A 25,389-nucleotide genomic window follows, 5' to 3' on the forward strand; every position below is an offset into this window, starting at 1 on the left:
TTGCCGGGCGGCAACACCTCGTGAGAACAAGAAAGAGGCACTCTTCGTGCGTACCACCCTCAAGCTCACCGCCGCCGTCGCCGCAGCCGCCGCACTCACCCTCGGCCTGAGCGCCTGCAGCGCCCCCTCCGACACCTCCTCCGGCTCCGGCAAGAAGGGCAAGGACGCCGACCCGGCCGCCAAGCTCGTCGTCGCCGCCAGCCCCACCCCGCACGCCGACATCCTGAACTTCGTCCGCGAGAAGCTCGCCAAGGACGCCGGCCTGAACCTGGAGGTCAAGGAGTTCAACGACTACGTCCTGCCGAACACCGCGACCCAGAACGGCGACGTCGACGCGAACTTCTTCCAGCACAAGCCCTACCTCGACGACTTCAACAAGAAGAACAAGACGGACATCGTCCCCGTCGTCAACGTCGAGATCGAGCCGCTGGGCCTGTACTCCAAGAAGGACAAGAAGGTCGGCGACCTCGGCTCCGGCTCCACCATCGCCGTCCCCAACGACGCCACCAACGAGGGCCGCGCCCTGAAGCTGCTCGCCGACAACGGCGTCATCAAGCTCAAGGCGGGCGTCGGCGCCGAGGCCAAGCTCTCCGACGTCGAGGACAAGAAGGGCGTCGAGTTCACCGAGCTCGAGGCCGCCCAGATCCCCTCCCGCCTGGCCGACGTGGACGCCGCCGTCATCAACGGCAACTTCGCCATCGGCGCCAAGCTCAACCCCGCCAAGGACTCCCTGGCCCTGGAGAAGGCGGAAGGCAACCCCTACGCCAACTTCCTCGCCGTCAAGAAGGGCAACGAGGGCGACCCCCGCATCGCCAAGCTCGTCAAGCTCCTCAACTCCGACGAGGTCAAGAAGTTCATCGAGCAGAAGTTCAGCAACGGCGCCGTCATCCCCGCCTTCGGCACCCCCAAGAGCTGACACCTTGTAACCTCGGCCCTTCGTACGGTCGCAGGCCCCGCGCACACGAACCGCCCGTGCGCGGGGCCTGACACTTGGCGTATCCACCTGCCGATGCTGCATGCTGGTGCACCCGAGCCAGACCGGTACCACCCCCGAGCCATCTCGCACCGGCGTTGGAGCAGCACATGACATCCACCTTTCCGGACATCTCCATCAGTACGGACCGGCTGGTGCTGCGCCCGTTCGAAGCGGGAGACGTCTCCCCGCTCGCCGAGATGATGAACGACGAGCTCATCACCGCCTGGACCTCCGCCCCGCACCCCTACACCACCGCCGACGCCCGCGACTGGGCCCTGCGGCGGGCCCCCTCGGAACGCATCTCCGGGCGCGGAATCGTCTTTGCGGTCACCGAGTTCCTCACCCAGCGCCTCGTCGGCACCCTCCACCTGCGCAACACCGACTGGCGGACCCTGACCACCGAGGTCTCCTACGTCACCGCCCCCTGGGCCCGTGGTGAGGGCTACGCCTGCGAAGCGGTGCTCGCCGCCGCCCAGTGGCTCTTCCGCGACCAGAAGTTCGAACGACTCGAACTGCGCACCGCCGCCGACAACAGCGCCGCCCAGCAGGTCGCCCAGAAGATCGGCTGTGTCAGCGAGGGCGTCCTGCGCAACGCCTGGATAGCGCGCAGCCGCACCGAGGACGCCGGCTGGACCGAGATCCGCACCGACCTCATCGTCTGGAGCCTGCTCCCCGAGGACCTCGACGAGTACCGCGACGCCCCCACCGGCGGCTACGACCACCCCGACTACGCCGCCCGCCGCATCGCCCAGCACCGCGGCTCCGCCGTGGTCCTCGCCGACGGCGACCCCGGCTTCTTCGGCGTCGTCCGCACCCTGCGCGGCCCCGAGCACGGCCTCGAGGTCGAGGTCGTACCCGCCGTCTCCTCCGTCGCCGCCGCCTTCGCCCGGGCCGGCATGCCCTGGGACGACGCCCAGATCGTCGTCGCCCACAGCCGCGACCTGCGGCGCGCCGTCAACGTCTGCCGCGCCCACCCCAAGGTCGCCGTCCTCACCTCGCCCGGCGCCGGTCCCGCCGAGCTCGCCCTCCTCCTCGGACCCGTCCACCGCACCTTCGTCATCTGCGAGGAACTGGGCACCGACCGCGAGGAAGTCACCGTCCTCACCTCCGACCGGGCCGTCGACCACGTCTGGCGCGACCCCAACGTCGTCATCGTCATCGGCGGCTCCGGGGCACCCGTACGGGGCGGCGGCTGGATCGCCGGCCGCGACCCCTCCGCCGTACGCGGCTGGGCGCTGCCCGCCGACGCCTACGCCGGCCGCCCCGGCGAGGGCGAGACCACCGAACTGCGCGCCGCCCAACTGGCACGACTCGGACCGCGCGTGGGCGACCTGGTGTGGGACATCGGCTCCGGCAGCGGCGCCGCCGCCGTCGAGGCCGCCCGGTTCGGCGCGGCCGTCATCGCCGTCGACCACGACCCCGAAGCCTGCCACCGCACCACGGCCGCGGCCCGCCACCACGGCGTGCAGCTGCAGGTGGTCCAGGGTGCCGCCCCCCAGGTCCTGGAGGACCTCCCCGAACCCGACGTCGTCCGCGTCGGCGGCGGGGGCGCACCCGTCGTCGCCGCCTGCGCCGACCGCCGCCCCGAACGGATCGTCGCCCACGCCGCCACCCGCGACGACGCCGAGGCCATCGGCCGCGCCCTCGCCGAAGGCGGCTACACGGTGGAGTGCACGTTGCTCCAGGCAGTGGAGTTGGACACAGCCGCCTGGACCGAGCGCGAGCGCGCCGTAGCCTTCCTCCTGAGTGGCCGTCGCACGCACCCCTGAGGCCCCGCTAAAGGGCGGAGGGTAGGCTGGCGGATCGTTGTGCCGCCCCCCGGTGTCCGACACCACAGTCGCCAATGCTCCGAACGCCCCCCTCGATTGGCGCGTACAGGGCAAGGTGACACGGGACGGCACACAACGTGCCGCGAGGCATGCACGCTCGTTCTTGTCTATGGGCGTGAGCGGTTGGAAGGAGCACTACCGATGGGCGAGGGGTACGCATGACCGACACCGGCCGGTTCCCGGACGAGGGACAGCCGGAGAACGCAGGCGCCGCGGCCCCTGCCGACACCGGAGCTCGCGGACCCCACTCGACGTACGCCTTCCTCGAGGGGGACACCGCGGACGAGGACGACCTGCTGCTGATGCCGGGCGCCCAGGGCGCCTGGATGGAGCAGCCGCCCGCCCAGGCCGGTACGCACGAGACGGGCGGCCGCGACACGGGCTCCCTCGACTACACCGACGTGCGCACCCCGCCCCCGGCGACCGCGCCCGCCGCCACCCCGCCGCGCCGCCCGCTGCACATGGGCCCGCCCGTGCCGGACCCCACCAGCGGCGTCGTCCGCTCCCTGGCCGACCGCGGGCCCGCCACCCAGCAGCAGCCCGTCGGCTCCCCGGTCCCTCCGCCGGCCCCGCCGGTCGGCGGCGTCGAGTACCTCGACGCCCCGCTCGAGGAGACGGCGCCTTCCTTCGTCCCGCCGCAGACGGCCGAGGCACAGGCCGTCGCCGTCGCCCCGGCGCCCGAGACGCTCCTCGGGACCACTCCGCAGGCTGACGAGCCGTCAACGGCCCCGGCCGTTCCCGCCGCGCCGGCGGAGAGCCTCGACCTGGGCACCGAGCCGGCCGCGGCCGTGCAGCCGGTGCCGCCGGTGCCGAGCGCGGACGCCGCGCTGGCGGTCATCGCCAGGGCGACGCAGGAGGTCGCCTCGGCCCTGACGCAGCCGGCGCCGGTTGACGTCCCGTCGGAGCAGCCCGCGCCGGAGGCGGCGGAGGCCGTAGCCGAACCGGCCCCGGCACCCGCCCCGGCCGCCGAGCCCGAGCCTGAGGCCGCCCCGGTGGCCGAGGCTCCCGAGGCTCCCGAGGCCGTGCCCGCCGCCGAGGAAGCGCCGGCCGAGCCGGTTCCGGCGGAGCCCGTCGTGGCAGAGGCCCCGGCTCCGGTCGCCGTACCCACCGAGGAGCAGCCCGCCGAGCCGGTTCAGGAACCGGTCCAGGAGCAGGAGCAGATCCCGGCGGAGCCCGTCGCCGAGCCGGTGCAGGCCGCCCCGGCACCGGTCACCCCCGAGCCCGTCGCCGTGCCCGCCCAGCCGGAGCCCGAGCCGGCCCCGGCCCCGGCCGCCCCGCGCCGGAGCCGGTGCAGGCCGAGATCCCGCAGCCCGCGCCCGTGGAGCAGACGCCGGAAGCGGTGGCGCCCGCGCCGGAACCCGTGGCCGAGCAGGCGGCGGAGCCCGGGCGCCCGCCGAGCCTGCCGTGGCCCAGGAGCCCGTGGCAGCGCCGGAGCCCCGGCGCCCGAGGAGCCCCAGGGCGCCGAGCAGGCGCTGGCCGCCGAGCAGGCCCCGGCCCCCGAACCCGTACCGGCCCCGGAGCCCGAGCCCGCACAGGAGCCCGCCCCGGAGCCGGCAACGGCCGCGACCCCCGAGCCGCAGCCCGCACCGGAACCCACCCCGGCCCCCGAGCCGCAGCCCGAGGCCGCAATGGAGCCGACGCCAGTGCTGACTCCGGCCCCGGAACCGATTTCGGAACCGACCCCGACCCCGGCACCGGATCTGACCCCGACTCCGGAGCCGACTCCGGCACCGGAACCGATCCCGGCACCCGACCTGACCCCGGCACCGGCACCGGAACCGACGCCCGATCCCGAACCCGAACCGGAGCCCGTAGGCCCCCCGGCGGTCGGCTACGACGAGGCGGAGCGCGCCGCGGTCCACCGCGTGATGCGCGAACGCCGCGACATCCGCAACGGCTTCCGTCGCGACCCGATCCCGCACGAGGTGCTGCTGCGCGTCCTGGAGGCCGCGCACACCGCGCCCAGCGTGGGGCACTCCCAGCCGTGGGACTTCGTGGTCATCCGCTCCGAGGAGACCCGCAGGACGATGCACGAGCTGGCCACCCGCCAGCGCGATGCGTACGCCAAGTCCCTCCCCAAGGCCCGGGCGAAGCAGTTCAAGGAACTGAAGATCGAGGCCATCCTCGACACCCCGGTCAACATCGTCGTCACCGCCGATCCCACCCGGGGCGGACGCCACACCCTGGGCCGGCACACCCAGCCCCAGATGGCGCCGTACTCCTCCGCGCTCGCGGTGGAGAACCTCTGGCTGGCCGCGCGTGCCGAGGGCCTCGGCGTCGGCTGGGTCAGCTTCTTCGACGAGCGCGAGATGGTGCGTACGCTCGGCCTGCCGGAGCACCTGGAGGTCGTCGCGTACCTCTGCGTCGGCTACGTCGACGAGTTCCCGGACGAGCCCGAGCTGATGCAGGCCGGCTGGTCGAAGCGGCGCCCGCTGTCGTGGGTGGTGCACGAGGAGGAGTACGGGCGCAGGGCGCTGCCCGGCGAGGACCCGCACGACCTCCTCGCGGAGACCCTGCGCGGCATCCGCCCGCTGGACGCCAAGGCGCTCGGCGAGGCGTGGGAGCGCCAGAAGCGGATGACCAAGCCGTCCGGAGCGCTCGGCATGCTGGAGATCATCTCCGCGCAGCTGTGCGGCCTGTCGCGCAAGTGCCCGCCGCCGATCCCGGAGCCCGCCGCCGTCGCGATCTTCGCGGGCGACCACGGGGTGCACCACCAGGGCGTCACGGCGTGGCCCCAGGAGGTCACCTCCCAGATGGTCGCCAACTTCCTGGGCGGCGGGGCGGTCTGCAACGCCTTCGCCAACCAGGTCGGCGCCGAGGTCGTCGTCGTCGACGTCGGCGTGGCGGGAGAGCTGCCCAGCACGCCGGGCCTGCTGCCGCGCAAGATCCGCCCCGGTACGAGCGACTTCACCAGCGGCCCCGCGATGACCCGCGAGGAGGCGCTGCAGGCCGTCGAGGTGGGCATCGAGACGGCCCGCGACCTGGTCACGGCCGGCAACAAGGCCCTGCTCACGGGCGAGATGGGCATCGCCAACACCACCGTGTCGGCGGCCCTGATCTCGGTGTACACGGGCGCCGACCCGGCCGAGATCACGGGCCGGGGCACGGGCATCAACGACGAGATGCACGCCCGGAAGATCGACGTCGTCCGCCGCGCGCTGGAGCTGCACCAGCCGGACCCCCAGGACCCGATCGGCGTCCTGGCCGCGGTCGGCGGCCTGGAGCACGCGGCGCTCGTCGGCCTGATCCTGGGCGGCGCGTCGCTGCGCACACCGGTGATCCTCGACGGCGTCAGCGCCGGAGCCGCGGCGCTGGTCGCCCGCGCGATCGCGCCGGAGGCACTCGCGGCGTGCATCGCGGGCCACCGCAGCGCCGAGCCCGGCCATGTCGCGGCGCTGACCAAGCTGGGCCTGCGCCCGCTGGTCGACCTCGACCTGCGGCTGGGCGAGGGCACGGGGGCGCTGCTGGCGCTTCCGGTGGTGCAGAGTGCGGCTCGTGCGATGCACGAGGTGGCCACGTTCGACACGGCAGGCGTCACGGAGAAGGGCTGACGCCCTTGGGGGTACGGGTGTGGGTGCGGGCCCGGTCGTCGGGTTTGTGCCCACCCTCCCCAGCTACCGCTGGGAGGTACCCCAGCCCAGCGGAACGACTGCCCACAAACGGGCGGCGGGGTGACTGGCCACCCGCCCGCAGTCAAAGGTCCGGCCTGAGGGGCCGGGGTGGGAGGGGCCGGGTCCGGAGAGGGACGTCGGGGTTATTTGCGGCCCAAGTACGGGGCAACTCTTTCCCGTAGAGGGTTCCGGGCCGTAAATAATCCAGTCCCGTAAGGGCCCGGCCCCTCCGCCCCGGCCCCGCCCCACAGCGCCCCCGCCCCCACGTAAGGTGTCCCCACCAGCGCATTCGCACGAGGAGCCCGCATCCATGGCCGAGCTGCACGCACACGTCGCCGCCTATCCCGTCGGACTGCGCCTCGCCGGGCGCCGGGTCGTCGTCCTGGGTGCCGGTCAGGTGGCCCAGCGCCGTCTGCCCGCCCTCCTGGCCGCCGGTGCCGACGTCCTGCTGATCTCCCCCTCCGCCACCCCTTCCGTGGAGGCGATGGCCGAGGCGGGCGAACTGCGCTGGGAGCGCCGCGGCTACCGCGACGGTGACCTGGACGGCGCCTGGTACGCCCTGATCTCCACCGACGACCCCGCCGCGAACGAGGCGGCCTCCGCCGAGGCCGAGGCCCGCCGCGTGTGGGCCGTACGCAGCGACGACGCCGACGCCGCCTCGGCCTGGACCCCGGCCACCGGCCGCGCCGCGGGCGTCACCGTCGCGGTACTGACCGGCCAGGACCCCCGCCGCTCCGCCGCCGTGCGCGACGCGGTGGTCGAGGGCCTGCGCGACGGTTCGCTCGCCGCCCCCCACCACCGCGCCCGCGCCAAGGGCGTCTCCCTCGTGGGCGGCGGCCCCGGCGACCCCGACCTGATCACGGTGCGGGGCCGCAGGCTCCTCGCCGAGGCGGACGTGGTCGTCGCCGACCGCCTGGGCCCGCGCGACCTCCTCGACGAACTTCCCCCGCACGTCGAGGTCATCGACGCGGCCAAGATCCCCTACGGCCGGTTCATGGCCCAGGAGGTCATCAACAACGCGCTGATCGAGCACGCCAAGGCCGGAAAGGCCGTGGTCCGCCTCAAGGGCGGCGACCCCTTCGTCTTCGGCCGCGGCATGGAGGAGGTCCAGGCCCTGGCCGAGCACGGCATCCCGTGCACCGTCGTCCCGGGCATCTCCAGCTCGATCAGCGTCCCGGCAGCCGCCGGAATCCCCGTCACCCACCGTGGGGTGGCACATGAGTTCACGGTGGTCAGCGGGCACGTGGCGCCCGACGACCCGCGTTCGCTCGTCGACTGGGAGGCGCTCGCCCGGCTGCGCGGGACGCTGGTCCTGCTGATGTCGGTGGAGAACATCGGGGCGATCGCGGAGACGCTGATACGGCACGGCCGCCCCGCCGCCACGCCCGTGGCGGTGGTGCAGGAAGGAACCACGGCGGCCCAGCGCCGTGTGGACGCGACGCTGGAGACGGTGGGGGAGAGGACGGCGGCGGAGGGCATACGCCCGCCGGCGGTCATCGTGATCGGCGAAGTGGTGAACGCGGCCCGGCCGAACGAAGGCTGAAGCGACACGGACTCCACCGGCACCCCAGCCCACCCCGCCCCAGGCGGGGTCCGGCACCCGATTTCGAACCAGGCGAACCAGGAAAAACAGACCATGGCCGACCTCATCACCATCGACGACCCCGACGACCCCCGCCTGCACGACTACACCGGCCTGACGGACGTCGAACTGCGCCGCCGCCGCGAGCCCGAGGAGGGGCTGTTCATCGCGGAGGGCGAGAAGGTGATCCGCCGCGCCGGGCAGGCCGGCTACGGGATGCGGTCGATGCTGCTGACGGCCAAGTGGGTCGAGGTGATGCGGGACGTCATCGAGGAGAGCACGGCCCCGGTCTACGCCGTGACCCCGGACCTGGCGGAGCGGGTGACGGGCTATCACGTCCACCGCGGAGCTCTCGCCTCCATGCGGCGCAAGCCGCTGCCGGAAGCCGGTGAGCTGCTGCGCACGGCCCGCCGGGTCGCGGTGCTCGAGGGCCTGGTGGACCACACCAACATCGGCGCGATCTTCCGCAGCGCGGCCGCGCTCGGGATGGACGCGGTCCTGCTGTCCCCGGACTGCGCCGACCCGCTCTACCGCCGCTCGGTGAAGGTCTCGATGGGCGCGGTCTTCTCCGTGCCCTACGCCCGCCTGGACAGCTGGCCGGCCGATCTGGAGGCGGTGCGCGAGGCGGGATTCGGCCTGCTCGCCCTCACCCCGCACGAGAAGGCGACGTCCATGGACGAGGCGGCTCCGCACCGCCTGGAGCGGGTGGCGCTGATGCTGGGGGCGGAAGGTGACGGCCTGTCCGACCGTGCGCTGCGCGCGGCCGACGAGTGGGTCCGGATCCCGATGGCCCACGGAGTCGACTCCCTCAACGTGGGCGCGGCGGCGGCGGTGGCGTTCTACGCGGTGACGACGGGCCGCCCGACGGCCTAGCGGCCGACCGCCCCGGCCCCCGGGCCGACCGCCGCTCCGGAAACCCCCACTGGCGCCCCCGGCAAGTGCGGCGCCTCCGGCACGAGCGGCGCCTCCGGCGCGAGCGGCGCCACCGGCACCCCCGAGACCTCCCCCATACTCCGGGCAGGCCCCTGGCACCCCTGGGCGGCCGCGATCCCGAGCGCGACCAGCAGGGTCACCACGACGAAGACGATGAGCCGCTGCCGCAGCAGCTTGCGGTCCGGCCCGGGCCGCCGCCCGCCGCTCCCCGGGCGCGTGCGGGCACCGGTACGAGCACCGGTGCGGGAGGCGTTGCGGTCGCGTACGCCCCGCTGGGCCGCCACCGGCCCCCGCCGGTCGATGGCTGTCGGGCCGGGCGCGGGCGCGCCTTGCGGGACCTGTGGGGCGTGTGGGGCGTGCGGCCGCGGCGTGGGGGCGCTGCCGGGCCGCCGCTCGGTGCGCTGGCGCTCGTACTCGGCGGCCCGCCGGGCCGAGGGCCGGTCGGGCTCGCGGCGCGGGGACGGCGGCCGGCCCTCGGCCAGCCCGTGCGCCTCGCGGGCCGCGATCTCCTTCAGCCGCAGGGAGAGCTGCAGGGTGCTGGGCCGCTCCTCGGGGTCCTTGGCGAGGCATGCGTGAATGAGCGGGGCCAGGGCGTCGGGCACGCCCATGAGCTGTGGCTCCTCGTGGACGACGCGGTAGAGCATGACCTCCGAACTGCCCTGCCCGAACGGAGAGTCGGCCGTCGAGGCGTAGGCCAGCGTGGCGCCGAGCGCGAAGACGTCGGTCGCGGGGGTCACGGCGGCGCCGCGCACCTGCTCGGGGGCGAGGAAGCCGGGGGAGCCCACGGCCGTGCCCACGTGGGTGAGCGTGCTCGCCCCGGTGGCCCAGGCGATGCCGAAGTCGATGATGCGGGGGCCCTTGGGGGAGAGCAGGATGTTGGAGGGCTTGAGGTCCCGGTGGACGACGCCGGCGTCGTGCACGGCCAGCAGTCCTTCCGCCAACGCGGCCCCGATGGAGGCGGTCTGAGCGGCCGACAGCGGCCCTTCCTCGGTCACCTTGTCGTGCAGGGAGGGGCCCGGCACGTACTGCGTGGCGAACCAGGGCCGGTCCGCCTCCAGGTCGGCGGCCACCAGCCGCGCCGTACAGCCGCCGCGGATGCGCCGGGCGGCGGAGACCTCGCGGGCGAAGCGGGAGCGGAACTCCTGGTCCTCGGCGAGGTCCGGACGGATGACCTTGAGCGCCACGCGCTGCCCGCGCCGGTCGGAGCCCAGGTAGACCACGCCCATGCCGCCCGCGCCCAGTCTGCGGTGCAGCCGGAAGGAGCCGACGACACGCGGGTCCTCGCGCCGGAGCCGCATCATCGTCATGTTCGTCCCCTACCTCCGGTGGGACTGCCCCACATCGCTGCCCTTCGGCCGTCCGGCCCTTTGGTCGGGCCGTCAGGCCCCGTTGGCCGCCCGGCCTCTGACGTGGCACAGCTTACGGATTGACGGACGGTCGCGCTGCGAGGCCGCGCATGCGTCGGCAGGTGGATTGTCGGTGCCGGGCGGGATGCCCGAAGTGCGGGCGCGCGGCGGCGGAAGGCCGCCCCCGGCGCCGGACCGGCGGCTCAAGGGGCCGCAGCGAAAGGGGGATTGGCGCCTTCAGGGGGGACCGGGCGGAGAGCACCTCGGGCGCCGGGGGCAGGACTCGAACGTATGACGTGACGGCAGGCCGGGCGGCCCCGAGGGTGGAGGCGGCGGTCCGCCGGGACGTGGTGGAAGTGAGCGAAGTCACCCGGCGCGCGGTGCCGCGCGCGGTGCCGTGGGCGGACGGGAGGGGTGTCCCCTCGGGGAGGACCCCCAAGGCGCGGGGGAGGGGTCTCCACCCACGGGAGTAGCCCCGGGGCGCGGCCTCATCCTCGCGGAGAACCGTCAAGCGGTACGAGGGCATGACGCCGGGCGGCGGCCCCGCGCCTAGTGTTGAAGGCAAGCGGCGGGCGCGAACACTCGTCCCCCGAGGTCAGGTGCCCGCCGCCCCCAGGCAACGCACGAGCGGGCATGCACGAACGGGCATCACAGGCGGAAAGCGGAAGGGAGAGGACCGATGGCGCACTACGCGGAACGTCCCGGCGGCCGGGCAAGGACCCGGCAGTCGGTGGACGTCTTCGGGCAGCGCCCGTCCTCCACCCGCCACCCGCTGGTCGCGGCGGCCATGGTGCTGCCGCTGGCGGCTCTCCTGGCCGTCGTCTTCGGCGGCTGGGACGCCGTCGTCACACAAGCGTCGTCCGTGGCCGGAATGCTGGGGCGCTGACGCGCCCCGGGTCCGGGAGAGCGGCCCGGGCCGAGAACGGTCATAACCCCGTGGGGACGGGGGTGCGGCGGACGGCACGAGGGGCCGGGCACCTGGGGAGGTGCCCGGCCCCTCGCGTTCTCGTACAACCCACCACTGCGACGTACCGGACGAAAAAGACCGGTGGCCGGAGCCCTGGGGGCCCCGGCCACCGGCCGTGATGGTGCGCGATACTGGGATTGAACCAGTGACCTCTTCCGTGTCAGGGAAGCGCTCTCCCGCTGAGCTAATCGCGCGGGAAGATCCTTGCGGACCTGGTGGACGATACTGGGATTGAACCAGTGACCTCTTCCGTGTCAGGGAAGCGCTCTCCCGCTGAGCTAATCGTCCGGGTGGTGCTGCGTGCGCGATACTGGGATTGAACCAGTGACCTCTTCCGTGTCAGGGAAGCGCTCTCCCGCTGAGCTAATCGCGCGGGAAGATCCATGCGGATCTGGTGGACGATACTGGGATTGAACCAGTGACCTCTTCCGTGTCAGGGAAGCGCTCTCCCGCTGAGCTAATCGTCCTTGGAGGTGGAGACGGGATTTGAACCCGTGTAGACGGCTTTGCAGGCCGTTGCCTCGCCTCTCGGCCACTCCACCAGGAGTGCGGGGGTTCGGGAAGATCCCCCTACTCGAGCGGACAACGAGACTCGAACTCGCGACATCCACCTTGGCAAGGTGGTGCTCTACCAACTGAGCTATGTCCGCAGGTGCCTCCCCCGGATCACCGGGAGCTGCTCCGCCGTTTCGCTTCCGCGTCCCGGCGACGTGTTGAACTTTAGCGGATTCCGGCGCCAGCTCAAATTCCGTTTGCCCAGCGTGCTGCGCTGATCCCACGCGAGGGCCGGTCGCGGACCCCGCGCCATAGACTCGATGACGTGCAGAGCCTCCCTCCGATGTCCTCCCCGATGGCCCGCTTCGGCGGCCTGATCGCCACTGACCTGCGGGATGTCACCAGTGACCCGGCCGCCCTGGAATCCGCCGGCTGGTGGGCCGTCGTCGCCGACTTCGAGGGCGGCCTGACGTGCGCGCGCTTCGGCGACGTCCGGCCCGCTCCCGCGCCCGCCCCGGTGCCCGGCCGCTGGCGGGGCCCGGCGCCCGAGGACTGGACCAGCTCCCTGGACCGCGACGCCTACGTCGCGGGCGTCCGGCGCGTACGCGAGCACATAGCCGCCGGCGAGGTCTACCAGGCCAATCTCTGCCGCGTCCTGAGCGCGCCGCTGCCGGACCCGGACGCCGCCGACGTGGACGCCCTGACCGCGCTGCTCGCCCGGGGCAACCCCGCCCCCTACGCCGGAACGGTTCGCCTGCCCGCGCACGGGGTGGAGGTGGCCACCGCCTCGCCCGAGCTCTACCTGCGCCGCTCCGGCCGCACCGTGGAGTCCGGACCCATCAAGGGGACCGGCCGCACCGCCGAGGACCTGCTGGAGAAGGACCACGCCGAGAACGTGATGATCGTGGACCTGGTCCGCAACGACCTCGGCCGCGTCTGCGCCACCGGCTCCGTGACCGTCCCCGCGCTCTGCGCGGTCGAGCCGCACCCCGGACTGGTCCACCTCGTCTCCACCGTCCGCGGACAGCTCGCCGACGACGTCGGCTGGGCCGAGCTGTTCGACGCGACCTTCCCGCCCGGCTCCGTGACCGGCGCCCCCAAGGCCAGCGCCCTGGACATCATCGGCTCCCTGGAACCCGCCCCGCGCGGCCCCTACTGCGGAGGCATCGGCTGGGTGGACGCCGACCGGGGCACCGGCGAGCTGGCCGTCGGCATCCGCACCTTCTGGATCGACCGCGCGGCACCCGGCGGACCGGTCCTGCGCTTCGGCACCGGAGCCGGCATCACCTGGGGCTCCGACCCGGAGCGCGAGTGGGCCGAGACCGAGCTCAAGGCGTCCCGGCTGCTCGCGATAGCGTCGGGAACACACCGGCCGCTGGAAGGGACGAACCGGTGAGAATCTGGCTCAACGGTGCGCTGCGCGACGCCGACAGTGCCCATGTCTCCGTCTTCGACCACGGCCTGACGGTCGGCGACGGCGTCTTCGAAACACTGAAGACCACGGCCGGCCGGCCCTTCGCCATGACCCGCCACCTGGCCCGGCTCGCCCGCAGCGCCCAGGGCCTCGGCCTGCCCGAGCCCGACCTCGACGAGGTGCGCCACGCCTGTGACGCCGTCCTCGAGGCCAACCCCATGCCGCTCGGCCGGCTGCGGATCACCTACACCGGAGGGCTCTCCCCGCTGGGCTCGGACCGCGGCACCGCCGGCCCCACCCTCGCCGTGGCCCTCAGCGAGACCACCCGGCGCGCCGACACCACGGCCGCCGTCACCGTGCCCTGGACCCGCAACGAGCGCGGCGCCCTCGCCGGCCTGAAGTCCACCTCGTACGCCGAGAACGTCGTCGCCCTCGAGCGGGCCCGGCAGCAGGGCGCCACCGAGGCGCTGTTCGCCAACACCGTCGGCGCGCTCTGCGAGGGCACCGGATCCAACGTCTTCGTCGTCCTCGACGGCGAGCTGCACACCCCGCCCGTCGCCGCCGGCTGTCTGCCCGGCATCACCCGCGCCCTCGTCATGGAATGGACCGGCGCCCACGAGAGCGACCTGCCCCTGGAGGCCCTCGACCGCGCCGAGGAGATCTTCCTGACCTCCAGCCTCCGCGACGTCCAGGCCGTCCACACCCTCGACGGCCGCCAACTCCCCGGCGCGCCCGGCCCGGTGACCGCCAAGGCGATGCGGGTCTTCGGCGAGCGCGCGGCCGCGGACATCGATCCGTAAATCCCGTGACGGGGGGCCGCCAGGCCGGTAGAACACCAGGAATGACGACCACCCTGCGGCCCACCGCACCCGAACAGCGCACCGACGACGGCGCCCGGTCCCGTTCGTACGAGGTCTGCGTCAACAGCCGGCGCGTCGGCACGGTCGACATCTCCACCGAGCCCCGCCTCGGGCCGGCCGTCGGCAGGATCGCCCACCTGGTCATCAACGAACGCGACCGGCACCGCGGGCGCGCCACGGTCGCCGCGCTCGCCGCCGAGGAGGTGCTGCGCGGCTGGGGCTGTGAGCAGATCGTGGTGAGCGTCCCCGCGAGCGCGACGACCGCCCTGGGACTGGCCGGGGCACTCGGCTACACCGAGCGCAGCCGCAACATGTCCAAACCGCTGGCCGCCGCCCCCGAGCTGCCCGCTGGCAGCACCCCCCGCCCCATGGACGAGGCGGAGTTCCGCCGCTGGCTGGACCACTCCCGCCGGAGCTACGCCCGGGACTGGATCGAGCGGGGCCTGCCGCCCGCCCTGGCCGAGGCCAAGGCCCGGCGCGACCACGAGGGCGCGCTCGGGCAGGGCCTGGCCACGCCCGGCACCACCCTGGCCGTCCTGTCCCACGACGGCGAGGACGTCGGCACCCTGTGGGTGGGGCCGCACCCCGACGGCCGCTACGTCTTCGACGTCGAGGTCGGCGAGGCCCACCGGGGCCGCGGGCACGGCCGCACCCTGATGCTCCTCGCCGAGCGCGAGGCCCTGGCGGCCGGCGCGGCCGCGCTCGGGCTCCACGTCTTCGCCGGCAACACCCCGGCCCTGCGGCTGTACGAGTCGCTCGGCTACCGGCCGACCGCCTTCAACCTGTACAAGCCGCTGCTCTAGCCGCGGTGTCTCCCCGCGGTGTGTCCCTACGGCGTGTCCGAGGGGTCAGCCCGCGAGCAGCCGGTCGGCGATCTCCTCGATCCGCTCCCGCAGGCCCTCCTGGCTCTTGCCGCCGTCCAGCCGCTCGCCGTCGATGACATAGGTGGGCGTCCCCGTCACGCCGATGGCCTTGCCCTCGGCCTGGTCGGCGTCGACGATCAGCATGTGCCGCCCGTCGATCAGCGCGGTGTCCACCTCCTCGGCGTCCAGCCCCAGCTCGCCCGCCGCCTCCACGAGCACCTTCTCGCCCCGGGCGCCGAGCTCCGCGGTGCGCTCCAGCAGGGCCTCGGCGTACGGCCACGCCGTGCCCTGCTCCGCCGCCTCCTCGGCGGCCTGCGCCGCGGCGTAGGCGTGCTTGTGCTTCTCCAGCGGGAAGTGCCGCAGCCGGATCTCCAGCCGGTCGCCGTAGCGGGCGCGCAGCGCGCGCACGTCGTCGAGGGCCTTGTGGCAGTCGGGGCACTGCAGGTCGCACCAGACGTCGAGGACGGCGCGGACGGTGTCGGTATCGCTCATGGGGCCAGTCTCCCAGCCCCCGCCGCCCGGGCGTGATCCCCTACCTGAGGAGGAGGCCGGAGGGGCCCGGACCCGGAGTTCTCCCCGAGGACCGGGCCGGTCGTGGCATGTCCGGCCCCGCCCGGTGCACGATGGAGGCGAGGAGAACGTCACCGGCAGGAGGCCCCGGATGCTGACCTCGACCGTATGCGTTGCCGTGTCCGCGGCCGGCCTGGGCATCGCCCTGCTGACGGCCTACCGCAGGCGCTTCCTGGCCGCGGCCCGGATCGCCGCCTGGTCGCTGGTGCCCGTAGGGCTGGTGATGACGGGCGTCGTGGACTGGCTGGCGGGCATCGTGTTCGACCCCACCGTCTGGGCCGGCTTCGGCGTGCTCGCGCTCTCCGCCGTGCTGTTCCTGATCACCCGGACCGTCGAGCGCCGCCGCGCCGGAGGCCGCCGCGAGCGCCGCGAGGCCGCGTCCGCCGGGCGGCCCGGAGCCGTGGCCCCGGCCGCCTCCGCACCCTCGCTCGGCCCCACCCGCACCAAGGCCCCCCGGCCCGCCGGGACGAAGGCCCCGGCCGGCGACGCAGAGGACTTCTCGGACATCGAGGCGATCCTCAAGAAGCACGGGATCTGACGAACTCCCCCTGGCAGTTGGCGCGTTGGTGAGCGGGCGGCCCCGCCGCTGCGCCATGATCTGTCGGAGATGAACGACGAACCACCGGCCCAGATCACCGACGAGCCGCGCGGCTGCCTGTTCGCGCTGTCCCAACCGCCGCTGATGTTCTTCCTCGCCTTCGTCGCCACGCTGGTCCTGCTGACCGCCGTGCACGACCTCTACCGCTGGTGACCCCGCCGGCCCGGCGGTCGTCAGTCCGCGGCCCCCCGGCGACGCGCCCGGTACGCGGCCACGTGCAGCCGGTTCCCACAGGTGCGCCCGTCGCAGTAGCGGCGCGAGCGGTTGCGGGAGAGGTCGACGAACGCCCGCCCGCAGTCCGGCGCCGCGCAGCGCCGCAGCCGCTCGCGCTCGCCCTCCACCAGCAGGAACGCCAGCGCCATCCCGCCGTCGGCCGCCAGGTGCTCGGCCAGGGAGGCGCCGGGCGCGAAGTAGTGGACGTGCCAGTCGTAGCCGTCGTGATCGGTCAGCCGGGGCGTCGTGCCCGCCTCGGCGACCAGTGCGTTCAGGAGCGTCGCGGCCGCCCGCGCATCCTCGGTGTCGAACACCTGGGCGAAGCGGTCGCGTATGGACCGGACCGCCGCCAGGTCCGGCTCCCGCAGGACGTCGATGCCGCTGATCTCGTGGCGCTCGACGAAGCCCCGCAGCGCCGCCAGATCGTCGAGCTCCATGTTCAGCAGGTCGACGACGGTGTCGAGCGTGCGGCGGGTGTCGTGGTTGATCAGCACGAAACGTTCGCTCCCTGGCCGGACGGACGGAGGGCGGCAGGTGTTCGACCGCGGGGAGCAGACTCTAGCGGCTCCACGACGCGACGGCGCCGTCGTCCGCGGTGGATCCGCGGCGACGGCGCCGTGTCGTGGGTGTTCGATGTGCGGTTGTCCGGATGCGCGGCGCCCGGCCTCCCCGAGTGGGCCGGCGCGCCCTGGTCAGCTACGGCCCGGCATCAGCTCTCGGCCAGGATGTGCGAGAGCTCGGTGTCCAGATCGAAGTGACGGTGTTCGGTGCCTGGTGGCACCGCGGCGTCGGTCCGCTTCAGGAACGACTCCAGTGCCCGCGCCGGCGCCTCCAGCAGGGCTTCGCCCTCGGGAGAGCTCAGCGCGATGCAGACGACGCCCTGGCCATGACTGCGGGACGGCCAGACGCGGACGTCGCCCGTGCCCGTGGGCCGGTGAAGGCCCTCGGCGAGCAGATCACGGGCGAAGACCCACTCGACCGTCTCTTCGGCTCCGGTGTGGAAGGTGGCGTGCACGGCATACGGATCGGCCGTGTCGTACCGCAGGCCCGCAGGTACGGGCAGTGAGGATTCGCTCGACACAACGAGGCGCAGGTGCAGCTCGCAGCTGACCGTGGTGTTCATAAGCGCCAAGGCCTTTCGCTCAGTGTGCGCTCGGGGATTCGCACGTCGGCGAAATCGACATGCCACCTACGGTGCCGTTGTAAACCCCTCTGCCCGTTTTGAGGCTCTTCGGATACCTCGGACGGCCCAGCGCTCACGCCACGCATACCGCCGAACCGGTGATGTCACGCCCTTCGGGTACGTTGGACCTCATGAACGCGGAGAGTGACGAGCGGAGATCCGCTCCGGCGGACGGCGACGCCGAGCCCGGCAAAGGCCTCGGCTCGCGAGCCCCGCACTTCATCAAAAGATCCCGGCCGCTCCACCTGAGCTGGCAGGCCGGCGTCTTCGTCGTCGGCCTCGCCGTCGTCGTCGCGGGCATCATCATGCTGCCCCTGCCCGGCCCCGGCTGGCTGGTGATCTTCGGCGGCATGGCCATCTGGGCCACCGAGTTCGTCTGGGCCCAGCTCGTCCTGCGCTGGACCAAGCGCAAGGTCACCGAGGCCGCCCACCGCGCCCTCGACCCCAAGGTCCGGCGCCGCAACATCACCCTCACCGTCCTCGGCCTGCTGATCATCGCCGGACTCGCGGGCTTCTACGTCGCCAGCTACGGCCTCACCCTGCCCTGGAAGGCCGCCCACTGACCCTCCCCGGGCCCCCTGACCAGGCACGGGTGGCGCGAAGCACCGCCTGACATGCGGTAATGTTTGCGGTGCGCCCGGGCGATTAGCTCAGCGGGAGAGCGCTTCGTTCACACCGAAGAGGTCACTGGTTCGATCCCAGTATCGCCCACATCCCACCGAGGGTCCGCAAGGTTCACACCCCCTTGCGGACCCTCGGTTTTTCGTATGCCCTTGGTCCTCATGGCCCGCCGCCGCACGCACTCGCCGCATCACTACCGCTTCCGCGACGCCTGGACCCTCCCGGCGCCGCCCGACACCGTCTACACGGTGCTGGAGGCCGTCGCCGACTACCCCTCCTGGTGGCCCCAGGTCCGCCGCGTCCACCAGGCCGACGACATCAGCGGCACCGTCCACATCCGCTCCCTCCTGCCCTACGGGCTCACCCTCACCGCCCGCCAGAGCCGCCGCGACCCCCACGCCCGCGTCCTGGAGGTCGTCGTCCACGGCGACCTGGAGGGCTGGGCGCGCTGGACCGTCCTCCCGCACGGCACCACCGGCAGCATCGCCCGCTTCGAGCAGGACGTGGACGCGACCAAACCCCTCATGCGGCGCCTGGCCGTCCCCGCCCGGCCCCTCTTCCGCGCCAACCACGCATGGATGATGCGCGGCGGACGACGCGGCCTGCGCGCCCTCCTGGAGAGCCGGCCGCAGGGCCGGCCCGAGGCCGGGCCGGAGGGGATTTGAAGGAGGGCCGCCGCGACCTGTATTGTTCAGTGCGTCGCCGGGGAAAACCCCGAAGACAGCCCCGGGCGATTAGCTCAGCGGGAGAGCGCTTCGTTCACACCGAAGAGGTCACTGGTTCGATCCCAGTATCGCCCACGCCCGGGAAGGCCGGTCCGTCAACTGACGGACCGGCCTTTCGCATTACCGGCACCCTCACGCCGCAGCGGGCAGCTCCGGACGCAGCGGCCACGCCGGATCGCACTCCTCGTCCGAACCGTTGCGCGCGAACCACGCCTGCAGCCCCCGCGCCTGCGCCGCATGCCACACCGCCTGCCGGGTGTGCAGCTCCGCCGGACTCAGCCGCTCCAGCCGCGACGCGAAACGCCGCCCCACCGCCCGCACGACCTCCAACGCCGCCGTGGCGTCGACGGCCGCGTCATGCGCCCCCGCCAGCTCCACCCCGTACTGCGCACACAGGTCCGTCAGCGTCCGCCGCCCCTTGCGATAGCGGTCCAGATGCTTGTCCAGCACCCACGGATCCAGCACACACAGCGGCGCACCGCCCAGATAGTCCGCCAGCGACGACGCCCGGTGCCGCCGCAACTCCCGGTCCAGCAACGTCAGATCGAACGGGGCGTTCATCACCACCAGCGGCACACCACGCGCCGCATGCCCCGCCAGGGCCCTCGCCACCTCCTCCATCACCGGGGCCGGCCACCGGCCGTACCGCTGCAGATGGTCCTCGCTCAGTCCGTGTATCGCGGTCGCCTCGGCGGGAACGGGAACCCCCGGATTCACCAGCCAACGGGTGGCCACCGGCGCGGCCCCCGCCTGCGACTGCGTCACGAAAGCCGCCGAAACGATCCGGTCGCGCTCCACGTCCACCCCGGTCGTCTCGGTGTCGAAGGCGGCCAACGGCCCTTCGAGCCAGCACGGCATGACACAACTCCTCGCGCTTGTGCGGCACATGGCGTGTTTCCCCTCCCCGCCAGGTGATACCCGGCCACCCGAGTACCCGAACCGCCGCCGTTTGCCGGGGAGTTCGCGTGGAGACAACACAGATGTACGACCAAAGAACCGGCGAGCCCGGAAGGTTTTTCGGACATGGCGCTCGCTCAGCCCGACCCGGCCACCCCCACGGCCGCCGGCCCCCGGGCACCTGACCGCGCCCCGCGGCAGCCTCGCCGTCACCGCGTGCATGGAGACCCTCCAGGTCGGCTACCTGCACGCCGTCGCGGCCGCCGCCGGCTGCTCCCTCGCCCAGCCCTTCCCCGACAACGGCATCGACTGGCACGTCAGCCACAGCGCCCCGGCCACACCACCGACGACGAGGTCACCATCAAGGTGCAGCTCAAGAGCACCTACCAGCTCGGCCCCCGCCCACCCGGCCCGACCTTCGGCTTCACCCTCGACAACGACCACCTGGTCAAGCTCGCCCGCACCCCCGTCTCGGTCCACAAGATCCTCGTCGTGATGATCGTTCCGCGCACCCAGGACGACTGGCTACGGGCCGGCCCCGACCACCTCGAACTGCGCCACTGCTGCTACTGGACCAACCTCGCCGGCCACCCCGCCACCGGCCGACGCAGGACCACCGTGCGGATCCCGACCACACGCGTCTTCGACGACCGCGCACTGCGCGAGATCATGACCCGGGTCGGGGCGGGAGGGAGACCCTGATGCACCGGCCGACCGACGACCCCCGCACCACCCCCACGACCCCGCCGTCCTCGGCACCCTCCTCGCCCGCCACGGCTGGCGACGACACGGCGGAGCCCCCGGCCGCTACCACCGCTGGACACCCCCACCGGCCCCGGCACCGGCACCAGCCTCCTCGTACCCGCCGGCAACGCCTTCCCCGACAGCACCGACCTCCTCACCGAAGCCCTCACCGCCCTCGAACACAGCGCCGCCCCTCCGCCCGCGAGATCCTCATCGCCCTCCGCACCCCCAGCGACGAGATCCGCTGGCACCGCGAGAACCCCGCACACCGCGCCCCCACCGCCGCCTGGGCCGACCAGGAACGCCTGCGCACCGGCGCCCGCGCCATGCTGCTCGCCGGAGCCCTCGCCACCCGCGCCCGCACCGGCCACCACGGCGCCCGCCACCGCCGACAGGCCGAGACCACCCTGGCCCCCCTGCTCCTCGGCCCCACCCCGGCGGAAGCGACCTCACCGTCTTCCTGCCCCTCGAAACCCCGGCCGCCACCGGCAGGCACACCGGACAGAACCCCACCGACGGCCCCGACCGCCTCGCCGCCACCCTCCTGCGCGCCCTGCAGACCACCCGCGACGCCACCGACTACCGCCGCACCACCGGCCGGCCCGACGCCTTCGACAAAGCCGTCGAAGCCGGCGTCAGCCGGGAGCTCACCGACGCCCTCGTCACCCTGACCGCCGGATCCCAGGGCATACGGATCACCGTGGAATGGGCACCCGCCGCCGGCCCGCCCGAAGGCTTCGCCACCCGCCCCGAACCGCTGGAATTCTCACCCGGCGACCTCCCCGCCCTCCGCGAAGCCGGAGCCCGATACGTACGCGACGAACCCTCCGTCCCCGTCCGGATCACCGCAGCCGTGGTGCGGCTGCGCCGCGAGACACCGGGCGGGACGGGCGTGGTGCGCCTGCGGGTGCTCGAGGGAGCCGACGTCCCCCAGGTGCGGGCCACCCTCACCGACGACGACTACCGCGCCGCCGGCCACGCCCACCTCGCCGGCCTCCCGGTCCGGGTGAGCGGGCGCCTGGAGAGCCGCGGCGGCTTCCGCCGCCTGGCCGACGCCCACAGCGTCACCCCCGTCCCGGCGGACGAAGCCGAACGGGACGGACTGCTGAAGTCCCTGCAATCCCCGGAGGAGGAATAACCGTTTAGCGACCAGGGGGCCGGGCTCGGTACGATTCAAGCGCGCAGCGACCGCTGTCGTGCCCCATAAGTCAGGAGAGACCGGTGTCAGACGTCCGTGTGATCATCCAACGCGATTCCGAGCGGGAAGAGCGCGTGGTGACGACGGGCACTACGGCCGCCGATCTCTTCGCCGGAGAGCGCACCATCGTCGCCGCGCGCGTCGCGGGCGAGCTGAAGGACCTGGCGTACGCCGTCGCCGACGGCGAGGAGATCGAGCCCGTCGAGATCTCCTCCGAGGACGGCCTGAACATCCTGCGCCACTCGACCGCCCACGTCATGGCCCAGGCCGTGCAGGAGCTCTTCCCCGAGGCCAAGCTGGGCATCGGCCCGCCGGTCAAGGACGGCTTCTACTACGACTTCGACGTCGAGAAGCCCTTCACTCCCGATGACCTCAAGCTCATCGAGAAGAAGATGCAGGAGATCCAGAAGCGCGGTCAGCGCTTCTCGCGCCGCGTCGTCACCGACGACGCCGCCCGCGAGGAGCTGGCCGACGAGCCGTACAAGCTCGAGCTGATCGGTCTCAAGGGCTCCGCCTCGCACGACGACGGCGCGGACGTGGAGGTGGGCGCGGGCGAGCTCACCATCTACGACAACCTGGACGCCAAGACCGGCGAGCTGTGCTGGAAGGACCTCTGCCGGGGCCCGCACCTGCCGACCACCCGTGTCATCCCGGCGTTCAAGCTGATGCGGAACGCGTCGGCGTACTGGCGGGGCAGCGAGAAGAATCCGCAGCTCCAGCGCATCTACGGCACCGCCTGGCCGACCAAGGACGAGCTGAAGGCGTATCTGGAGTTCCTCGTCGAGGCCGAGCGGCGTGACCACCGCAAGCTGGGCGCCGAGCTCGACCTCTTCTCCTTCCCCGACGAGCTGGGCCCCGGCCTCGCGGTGTTCCACCCCAAGGGCGGCATCATCCGCAAGGAGATGGAGAACTACTCGCGCAAGCAGCACGAGGCCTCCGGCTACGAGTTCGTGAACACCCCGCACATCTCGAAGGAGCACCTCTTCGAGACCTCCGGGCACCTTCCGCACTACGCCGAGGGCATGTTCCCGCCCATCGAGTTCGACGGGCAGAACTACCGCCTCAAGGCCATGAACTGCCCGATGCACAACCTGATCTTCAAGTCGCGCGGGCGCTCGTACCGTGAGCTGCCGCTGCGGCTGTTCGAATTCGGCACGGTGTACCGGTACGAGAAGTCCGGCGTCGTCCACGGCCTGACCCGCTCGCGCGGCTTCACCCAGGACGACGCGCACATCTACAGCACCAAGGAGCAGATGCCGGAGGAGCTCGACACCCTCCTCACCTTCGTGCTCGACCTGCTGCGCGACTACGGCCTGAACGACTTCGAGCTGGAGCTCTCCACCCGCGACCCCGAGTCGGACAAGTTCATCGGCTCCGACGAGGACTGGGCGGAGGCCACCGAGGCGCTGCGCCTGGCGGCCGAGAAGCAGGGGCTGCCGCTGGTCCCGGACCCGGGCGGCGCCGCGTACTACGGCCCGAAGATCTCCGTGCAGGCGAAGGACGCGATCGGCAGGTCCTGGCAGATGTCGACCATCCAGGTCGACTTCAACCAGCCCAAGCGGTTCGGTCTCGAGTACACGGCGGCCGACGGCTCGCGCCAGCAGCCGGTCATGATCCACCGTGCGCTCTTCGGCAGCATCGAGCGGTTCTTCGGCGTGCTGCTGGAGCACTACGCGGGCGCGTTCCCGGCGTGGCTGGCCCCGGTCCAGGCGGTCGGCATCCCGATCGGCGACGCCCACGTCGAGTACCTGCAGGAGTTCGCCGCCGAGGCGAAGAAGAAGGGCCTGCGGGTCGAGGTGGACGCCTCGTCGGACCGGATGCAGAAGAAGATCAGGACCCATCAGAAGGCGAAAACCCCGTTCATGATCATCGTCGGTGACGAGGACATGGCCGCGGGTACGGTCTCGTTCCGCTACCGCGACGGGTCGCAGGAGAACGGCATCCCGAGCGACCAGGCGATCGCGAAGATCGTTGATGTGGTGGAGCGCCGCGTCCAGGTGTGACGTGTTCCCCGCGCAGGCGGGGGTGAGCCGAAGATCCGGAAGCACCACAAGTTCAAGGTGCCGTGCGCTCCGCTAGGGCGGAGGTAGAGGGGCGGCCCGTACGGGCCGCCCCTCGTCGCATTCGCATCCACCCCAAGGAATATGCTGACTCGCATGACGAGTGAGCCGGAGCAGCAGTTCGGGGTGGGGACGCCAGACGCCTTTCAGCGGTTGTGGACGCCTCACCGGATGGCGTACATCCAGGGTGAGGGCAAGCCCACCGGGCCCGGGGCCGATGACGGCTGTCCGTTCTGCTCGATTCCGGCGAAGAGCGACGAGGACGGGCTGATCGTGGCCCGGGGCGAGCTCGTTTACGCCGTGCTGAATCTTTACCCCTACAACGGCGGGCACCTGATGGTCGTGCCGTTCCGGCATGTCGCCGACTACACGGAGCTGGACGAGGCCGAGACGGCCGAGCTCGCCGCGTTCACCAAGCGCGCGATGCGTGCGCTGCGTGAGGCGTCCGGGGCGCACGGTTTCAATATCGGGATGAACCAGGGTGGCGTCGCGGGTGCCGGCATCGCCGCCCATCTGCATCAGCATGTGGTGCCGCGTTGGGGTGGTGACACCAACTTCCTGCCGGTGATCGGGCACACCAAGGTGCTGCCGCAACTTCTCGCGGACACCCGCAAGATGCTGGCGGATGTCTGGGCGGCGGTCTAGGTCGTCGGTGGGTGGGGCAGTTCCGGTCGGATGACGACCGGACGGGACCGGACAGGACACACCCCGCCCAGAATCGGGCAAATCTCACCAATTCTTCTTAAAGAAGCTCTAATAGGACGGTGACCTTTCTTCACCGTCGTACCGTGCTGCGCGCGGCCGCCGGCAGTGCCCTGGCCGGGGCCGCCGGCGGTGCGGTCGCGGGCTGCGACGCCGAGCGGTCGGCCACCGAAGGGGCCCGGCAGCGCACTCCCGAGCCGGCGGGTGCGTCCGCCCCGGCGCGGGCGGGGGCGCGGGCCAGGGCGTCGGCGCCGCCCGGGCCGGGCCTGCTGCTGGCGAAGCTGCCCTCGGGGTTGCCGGCGCAGATCGACCACGGTCCGCGGAAGGGCCGTTCGGTGGCGCTGACGTTTCACGGCCGGGGTGATGCGAAGTCGGCGACGGCGTTGCTGGCGGAGGCCGAGCGGGCCGGGGCCCGGGTGACCGTACTGGCCGTCGGGGACTGGCTGGACGCGGAGCCGCGGATGGCTCGCCGGGTGCTCGACGGCGGGCATGAGCTGGGCAATCACACCATGCGGCATCTGAACATCTGCTCGATGCCCGCGAAGGCCGCCTATGCCGAGATCACCGAGTGCGCCGACCGGCTGCGCAGGCTCACGGGCGGCATCGGCCGCTGGTTCAGGCCCTCGCGCGCGCAGCGGGCGACCGATCAGGTGGTGCGGCTGGCGAGAAAGGCCGGTTACCCGCACGTCCTGTCGTACGACGTGGACTCCCTCGACTTCACCGACCCGGGCGCCGAGGTGGTCCGGCGTACCGTGTTGAACGCGGTACGGCCGGGGTCGGTGGTCAGTCTGCACTTCGGGCACGCCGGCACGGTCGCCGCGCTGCCCGCGATCCTCGACGGCCTGCACCGCCGCGGCCTGCGCGCGGTGACGACTACGGAGCTGCTGACCCGATGATCCAGTTCTCGCATCACCGTCCTCGACGCTCTGTCCGTTCTCTCCGCTCCCTCGGTCCCCTCCGCTCTCTCCGCGCTCCTGGTGCGTCCCGGTCGTCTCTTCCTGG

General features: G+C 72.8%; 21 protein-coding genes, 8 tRNA genes and 4 pseudogenes. 22 read left to right on the top strand and 11 right to left on the bottom strand.

Going from position 1 to position 25,389, the window contains the following annotated elements; all coding sequences use genetic code 11:
- Positions 1–46: 46 nt before the first annotated feature.
- The 6 genes and pseudogenes from J1792_RS11800 to J1792_RS11820 all read left to right on the top strand — a co-directional run bounded on the left by J1792_RS11800 (position 47) and on the right by J1792_RS11820 (position 8,871).
- Positions 47–916, top strand: coding sequence for a MetQ/NlpA family ABC transporter substrate-binding protein (locus J1792_RS11800; RefSeq protein WP_207247201.1), 870 nt, complete (start codon positions 47–49; stop codon positions 914–916).
- Between the two features lie 167 nt (positions 917–1,083).
- Positions 1,084–1,566 (top strand): annotated as a pseudogene (locus J1792_RS33970) (GNAT family N-acetyltransferase); the annotation flags it as partial.
- A 141-nt stretch (positions 1,567–1,707) separates the two neighbouring features.
- Positions 1,708–2,745 (top strand): annotated as a pseudogene (cbiE, locus tag J1792_RS33975) (precorrin-6y C5,15-methyltransferase (decarboxylating) subunit CbiE); the annotation flags it as partial.
- Between the two features lie 218 nt (positions 2,746–2,963).
- Positions 2,964–6,356 (top strand): nicotinate-nucleotide--dimethylbenzimidazole phosphoribosyltransferase, encoded by a 3,393-nt coding sequence (gene cobT, locus J1792_RS11810; protein WP_207247203.1) that lies wholly within the window; start codon positions 2,964–2,966, stop codon positions 6,354–6,356.
- 370 nt (positions 6,357–6,726) lie between these two features.
- Positions 6,727–7,959: a uroporphyrinogen-III C-methyltransferase gene (cobA, locus tag J1792_RS11815; protein WP_207247204.1), complete on the top strand. Its 1,233-nt coding sequence runs from the start codon at positions 6,727–6,729 to the stop codon at positions 7,957–7,959.
- Positions 7,960–8,052: 93 nt separating this feature from the next.
- Positions 8,053–8,871, top strand: a complete 819-nt coding sequence (locus tag J1792_RS11820; protein ID WP_207247205.1) for a TrmH family RNA methyltransferase — start codon at positions 8,053–8,055, stop codon at positions 8,869–8,871.
- Here J1792_RS11820 and J1792_RS11825 read toward each other — a convergent pair.
- The gene (locus tag J1792_RS11825; protein WP_207247206.1) at positions 8,868–10,238 is read right to left on the bottom strand and encodes a serine/threonine-protein kinase; all 1,371 of its coding nucleotides are present in this window, start codon (positions 10,236–10,238) and stop codon (positions 8,868–8,870) included. The two genes, J1792_RS11820 and J1792_RS11825, sit on opposite strands and share 4 nt — an antisense overlap.
- A 266-nt stretch (positions 10,239–10,504) precedes the next feature.
- On the opposite strand from J1792_RS11825, the gene J1792_RS35755 reads away from it, so the two are divergent.
- Complete coding sequence (locus J1792_RS35755; protein ID WP_372446125.1) at positions 10,505–10,750, top strand: DUF8836 family protein; 246 nt, start codon at positions 10,505–10,507, stop codon at positions 10,748–10,750.
- Between the two features lie 206 nt (positions 10,751–10,956).
- Positions 10,957–11,163 carry a hypothetical protein gene (locus tag J1792_RS11830; RefSeq protein WP_086574469.1) on the top strand — a complete coding sequence of 69 codons (207 nt, stop codon included), beginning with the start codon at positions 10,957–10,959 and terminating at the stop codon, positions 11,161–11,163.
- A 200-nt stretch (positions 11,164–11,363) separates the two neighbouring features.
- Here the strand turns inward: J1792_RS11830 and J1792_RS11835 are convergent.
- From J1792_RS11835 to J1792_RS11860, 6 genes are all read right to left on the bottom strand, one after another.
- Positions 11,364–11,438 (bottom strand) — tRNA-Val (locus J1792_RS11835).
- Positions 11,439–11,457: 19 nt separating this feature from the next.
- Positions 11,458–11,532: transfer RNA gene (locus J1792_RS11840), tRNA-Val, on the bottom strand.
- A 13-nt stretch (positions 11,533–11,545) separates the two neighbouring features.
- Positions 11,546–11,617: transfer RNA gene (locus J1792_RS11845), tRNA-Val, on the bottom strand.
- Positions 11,618–11,636: 19 nt separating this feature from the next.
- Positions 11,637–11,711, bottom strand: a tRNA-Val gene (locus J1792_RS11850).
- Between the two features lies 1 nt (position 11,712).
- Positions 11,713–11,786, bottom strand: a tRNA-Cys gene (locus tag J1792_RS11855).
- 35 nt (positions 11,787–11,821) lie between these two features.
- A tRNA-Gly gene (locus J1792_RS11860) sits at positions 11,822–11,894 on the bottom strand.
- A 188-nt stretch (positions 11,895–12,082) separates the two neighbouring features.
- Between J1792_RS11860 and J1792_RS11865 the strand changes: the two genes are divergently transcribed.
- Genes J1792_RS11865 through J1792_RS11875 form a run of 3 tightly spaced genes read left to right on the top strand, consistent with a single transcriptional unit; the run spans position 12,083 to position 14,816 of the window.
- Complete coding sequence (locus tag J1792_RS11865) at positions 12,083–13,135, top strand: chorismate-binding protein (RefSeq protein ID WP_242646048.1); 1,053 nt, start codon at positions 12,083–12,085, stop codon at positions 13,133–13,135.
- Complete coding sequence (locus J1792_RS11870; RefSeq protein WP_086574473.1) at positions 13,132–13,953, top strand: aminotransferase class IV; 822 nt, start codon at positions 13,132–13,134, stop codon at positions 13,951–13,953. Before J1792_RS11865 ends, J1792_RS11870 begins: the two co-directional genes overlap by 4 nt.
- Positions 13,954–13,994: 41 nt before the next feature.
- A complete protein-coding gene (locus tag J1792_RS11875; RefSeq protein WP_086574475.1) occupies positions 13,995–14,816 on the top strand; it encodes a GNAT family N-acetyltransferase in 822 nt (273 codons plus the stop codon).
- Positions 14,817–14,861: 45 nt separating this feature from the next.
- On the opposite strand, the gene J1792_RS11880 is transcribed toward J1792_RS11875, so the two are convergent.
- The gene (locus J1792_RS11880) at positions 14,862–15,368 is read right to left on the bottom strand and encodes a DsbA family protein (RefSeq protein ID WP_086574477.1); all 507 of its coding nucleotides are present in this window, start codon (positions 15,366–15,368) and stop codon (positions 14,862–14,864) included.
- 169 nt (positions 15,369–15,537) lie between these two features.
- Here J1792_RS11880 and J1792_RS11885 point away from each other — a divergent pair, with 169 nt between their 5' ends.
- Together J1792_RS11885 and J1792_RS11890 are read left to right on the top strand one after the other, a co-directional pair.
- Positions 15,538–15,984, top strand: coding sequence for a hypothetical protein (locus tag J1792_RS11885; RefSeq protein WP_207247207.1), 447 nt, complete (start codon positions 15,538–15,540; stop codon positions 15,982–15,984).
- A gap of 69 nt (positions 15,985–16,053) precedes the next feature.
- Positions 16,054–16,197 (top strand): hypothetical protein, encoded by a 144-nt coding sequence (locus tag J1792_RS11890; protein ID WP_179199106.1) that lies wholly within the window; start codon positions 16,054–16,056, stop codon positions 16,195–16,197.
- Between the two features lie 20 nt (positions 16,198–16,217).
- Here J1792_RS11890 and J1792_RS11895 read toward each other — a convergent pair whose 3' ends face one another.
- Positions 16,218–16,751, bottom strand: a complete 534-nt coding sequence (locus tag J1792_RS11895; RefSeq protein ID WP_086574480.1) for a CGNR zinc finger domain-containing protein — start codon at positions 16,749–16,751, stop codon at positions 16,218–16,220.
- Positions 16,752–16,966: 215 nt separating this feature from the next.
- On the bottom strand, positions 16,967–17,380 hold the full coding sequence (locus J1792_RS11900) for an SsgA family sporulation/cell division regulator (protein ID WP_003959770.1): 414 nt from the start codon (positions 17,378–17,380) through the stop codon (positions 16,967–16,969).
- 191 nt (positions 17,381–17,571) lie between these two features.
- On the opposite strand from J1792_RS11900, the gene J1792_RS11905 reads away from it, so the two are divergent.
- The 4 genes from J1792_RS11905 to J1792_RS11920 all read left to right on the top strand — a co-directional run bounded on the left by J1792_RS11905 (position 17,572) and on the right by J1792_RS11920 (position 18,861).
- Positions 17,572–18,003: a TIGR02611 family protein gene (locus J1792_RS11905; RefSeq protein ID WP_086574482.1), complete on the top strand. Its 432-nt coding sequence runs from the start codon at positions 17,572–17,574 to the stop codon at positions 18,001–18,003.
- A 76-nt stretch (positions 18,004–18,079) separates the two neighbouring features.
- Positions 18,080–18,151 (top strand) — tRNA-Val (locus J1792_RS11910).
- Positions 18,152–18,207: 56 nt separating this feature from the next.
- On the top strand, positions 18,208–18,726 hold the full coding sequence (locus J1792_RS11915) for an SRPBCC family protein (protein WP_086574483.1): 519 nt from the start codon (positions 18,208–18,210) through the stop codon (positions 18,724–18,726).
- A gap of 63 nt (positions 18,727–18,789) precedes the next feature.
- A tRNA-Val gene (locus tag J1792_RS11920) sits at positions 18,790–18,861 on the top strand.
- A 57-nt stretch (positions 18,862–18,918) separates the two neighbouring features.
- Here the strand turns inward: J1792_RS11920 and J1792_RS11925 are convergent.
- Positions 18,919–19,644 (bottom strand): 3'-5' exonuclease, encoded by a 726-nt coding sequence (locus J1792_RS11925; protein ID WP_086574485.1) that lies wholly within the window; start codon positions 19,642–19,644, stop codon positions 18,919–18,921.
- A 165-nt stretch (positions 19,645–19,809) separates the two neighbouring features.
- Between J1792_RS11925 and J1792_RS11930 the strand changes: the two are divergent.
- From J1792_RS11930 to J1792_RS11950, 5 genes and pseudogenes are all read left to right on the top strand, one after another.
- Positions 19,810–20,385, top strand: a pseudogene (locus tag J1792_RS11930) (DUF4365 domain-containing protein).
- Positions 20,384–21,565: pseudogene (locus tag J1792_RS11935) on the top strand (hypothetical protein); the annotation flags it as partial. The pseudogenes J1792_RS11930 and J1792_RS11935, both read left to right, overlap by 2 nt.
- An 83-nt stretch (positions 21,566–21,648) precedes the next feature.
- On the top strand, positions 21,649–23,628 hold the full coding sequence (thrS, locus tag J1792_RS11940; RefSeq protein ID WP_242705079.1) for a threonine--tRNA ligase: 1,980 nt from the start codon (positions 21,649–21,651) through the stop codon (positions 23,626–23,628).
- A 141-nt stretch (positions 23,629–23,769) separates the two neighbouring features.
- On the top strand, positions 23,770–24,330 hold the full coding sequence (locus J1792_RS11945; RefSeq protein ID WP_086573687.1) for an HIT family protein: 561 nt from the start codon (positions 23,770–23,772) through the stop codon (positions 24,328–24,330).
- Positions 24,331–24,449: 119 nt separating this feature from the next.
- Positions 24,450–25,283 carry a polysaccharide deacetylase family protein gene (locus J1792_RS11950; protein ID WP_242705080.1) on the top strand — a complete coding sequence of 278 codons (834 nt, stop codon included), beginning with the start codon at positions 24,450–24,452 and terminating at the stop codon, positions 25,281–25,283.
- Positions 25,284–25,389: the final 106 nt, after the last annotated feature.

Source organism: Streptomyces triculaminicus, assembly GCF_017349075.1.
GTDB lineage: Bacteria > Actinomycetota > Actinomycetes > Streptomycetales > Streptomycetaceae > Streptomyces > Streptomyces triculaminicus.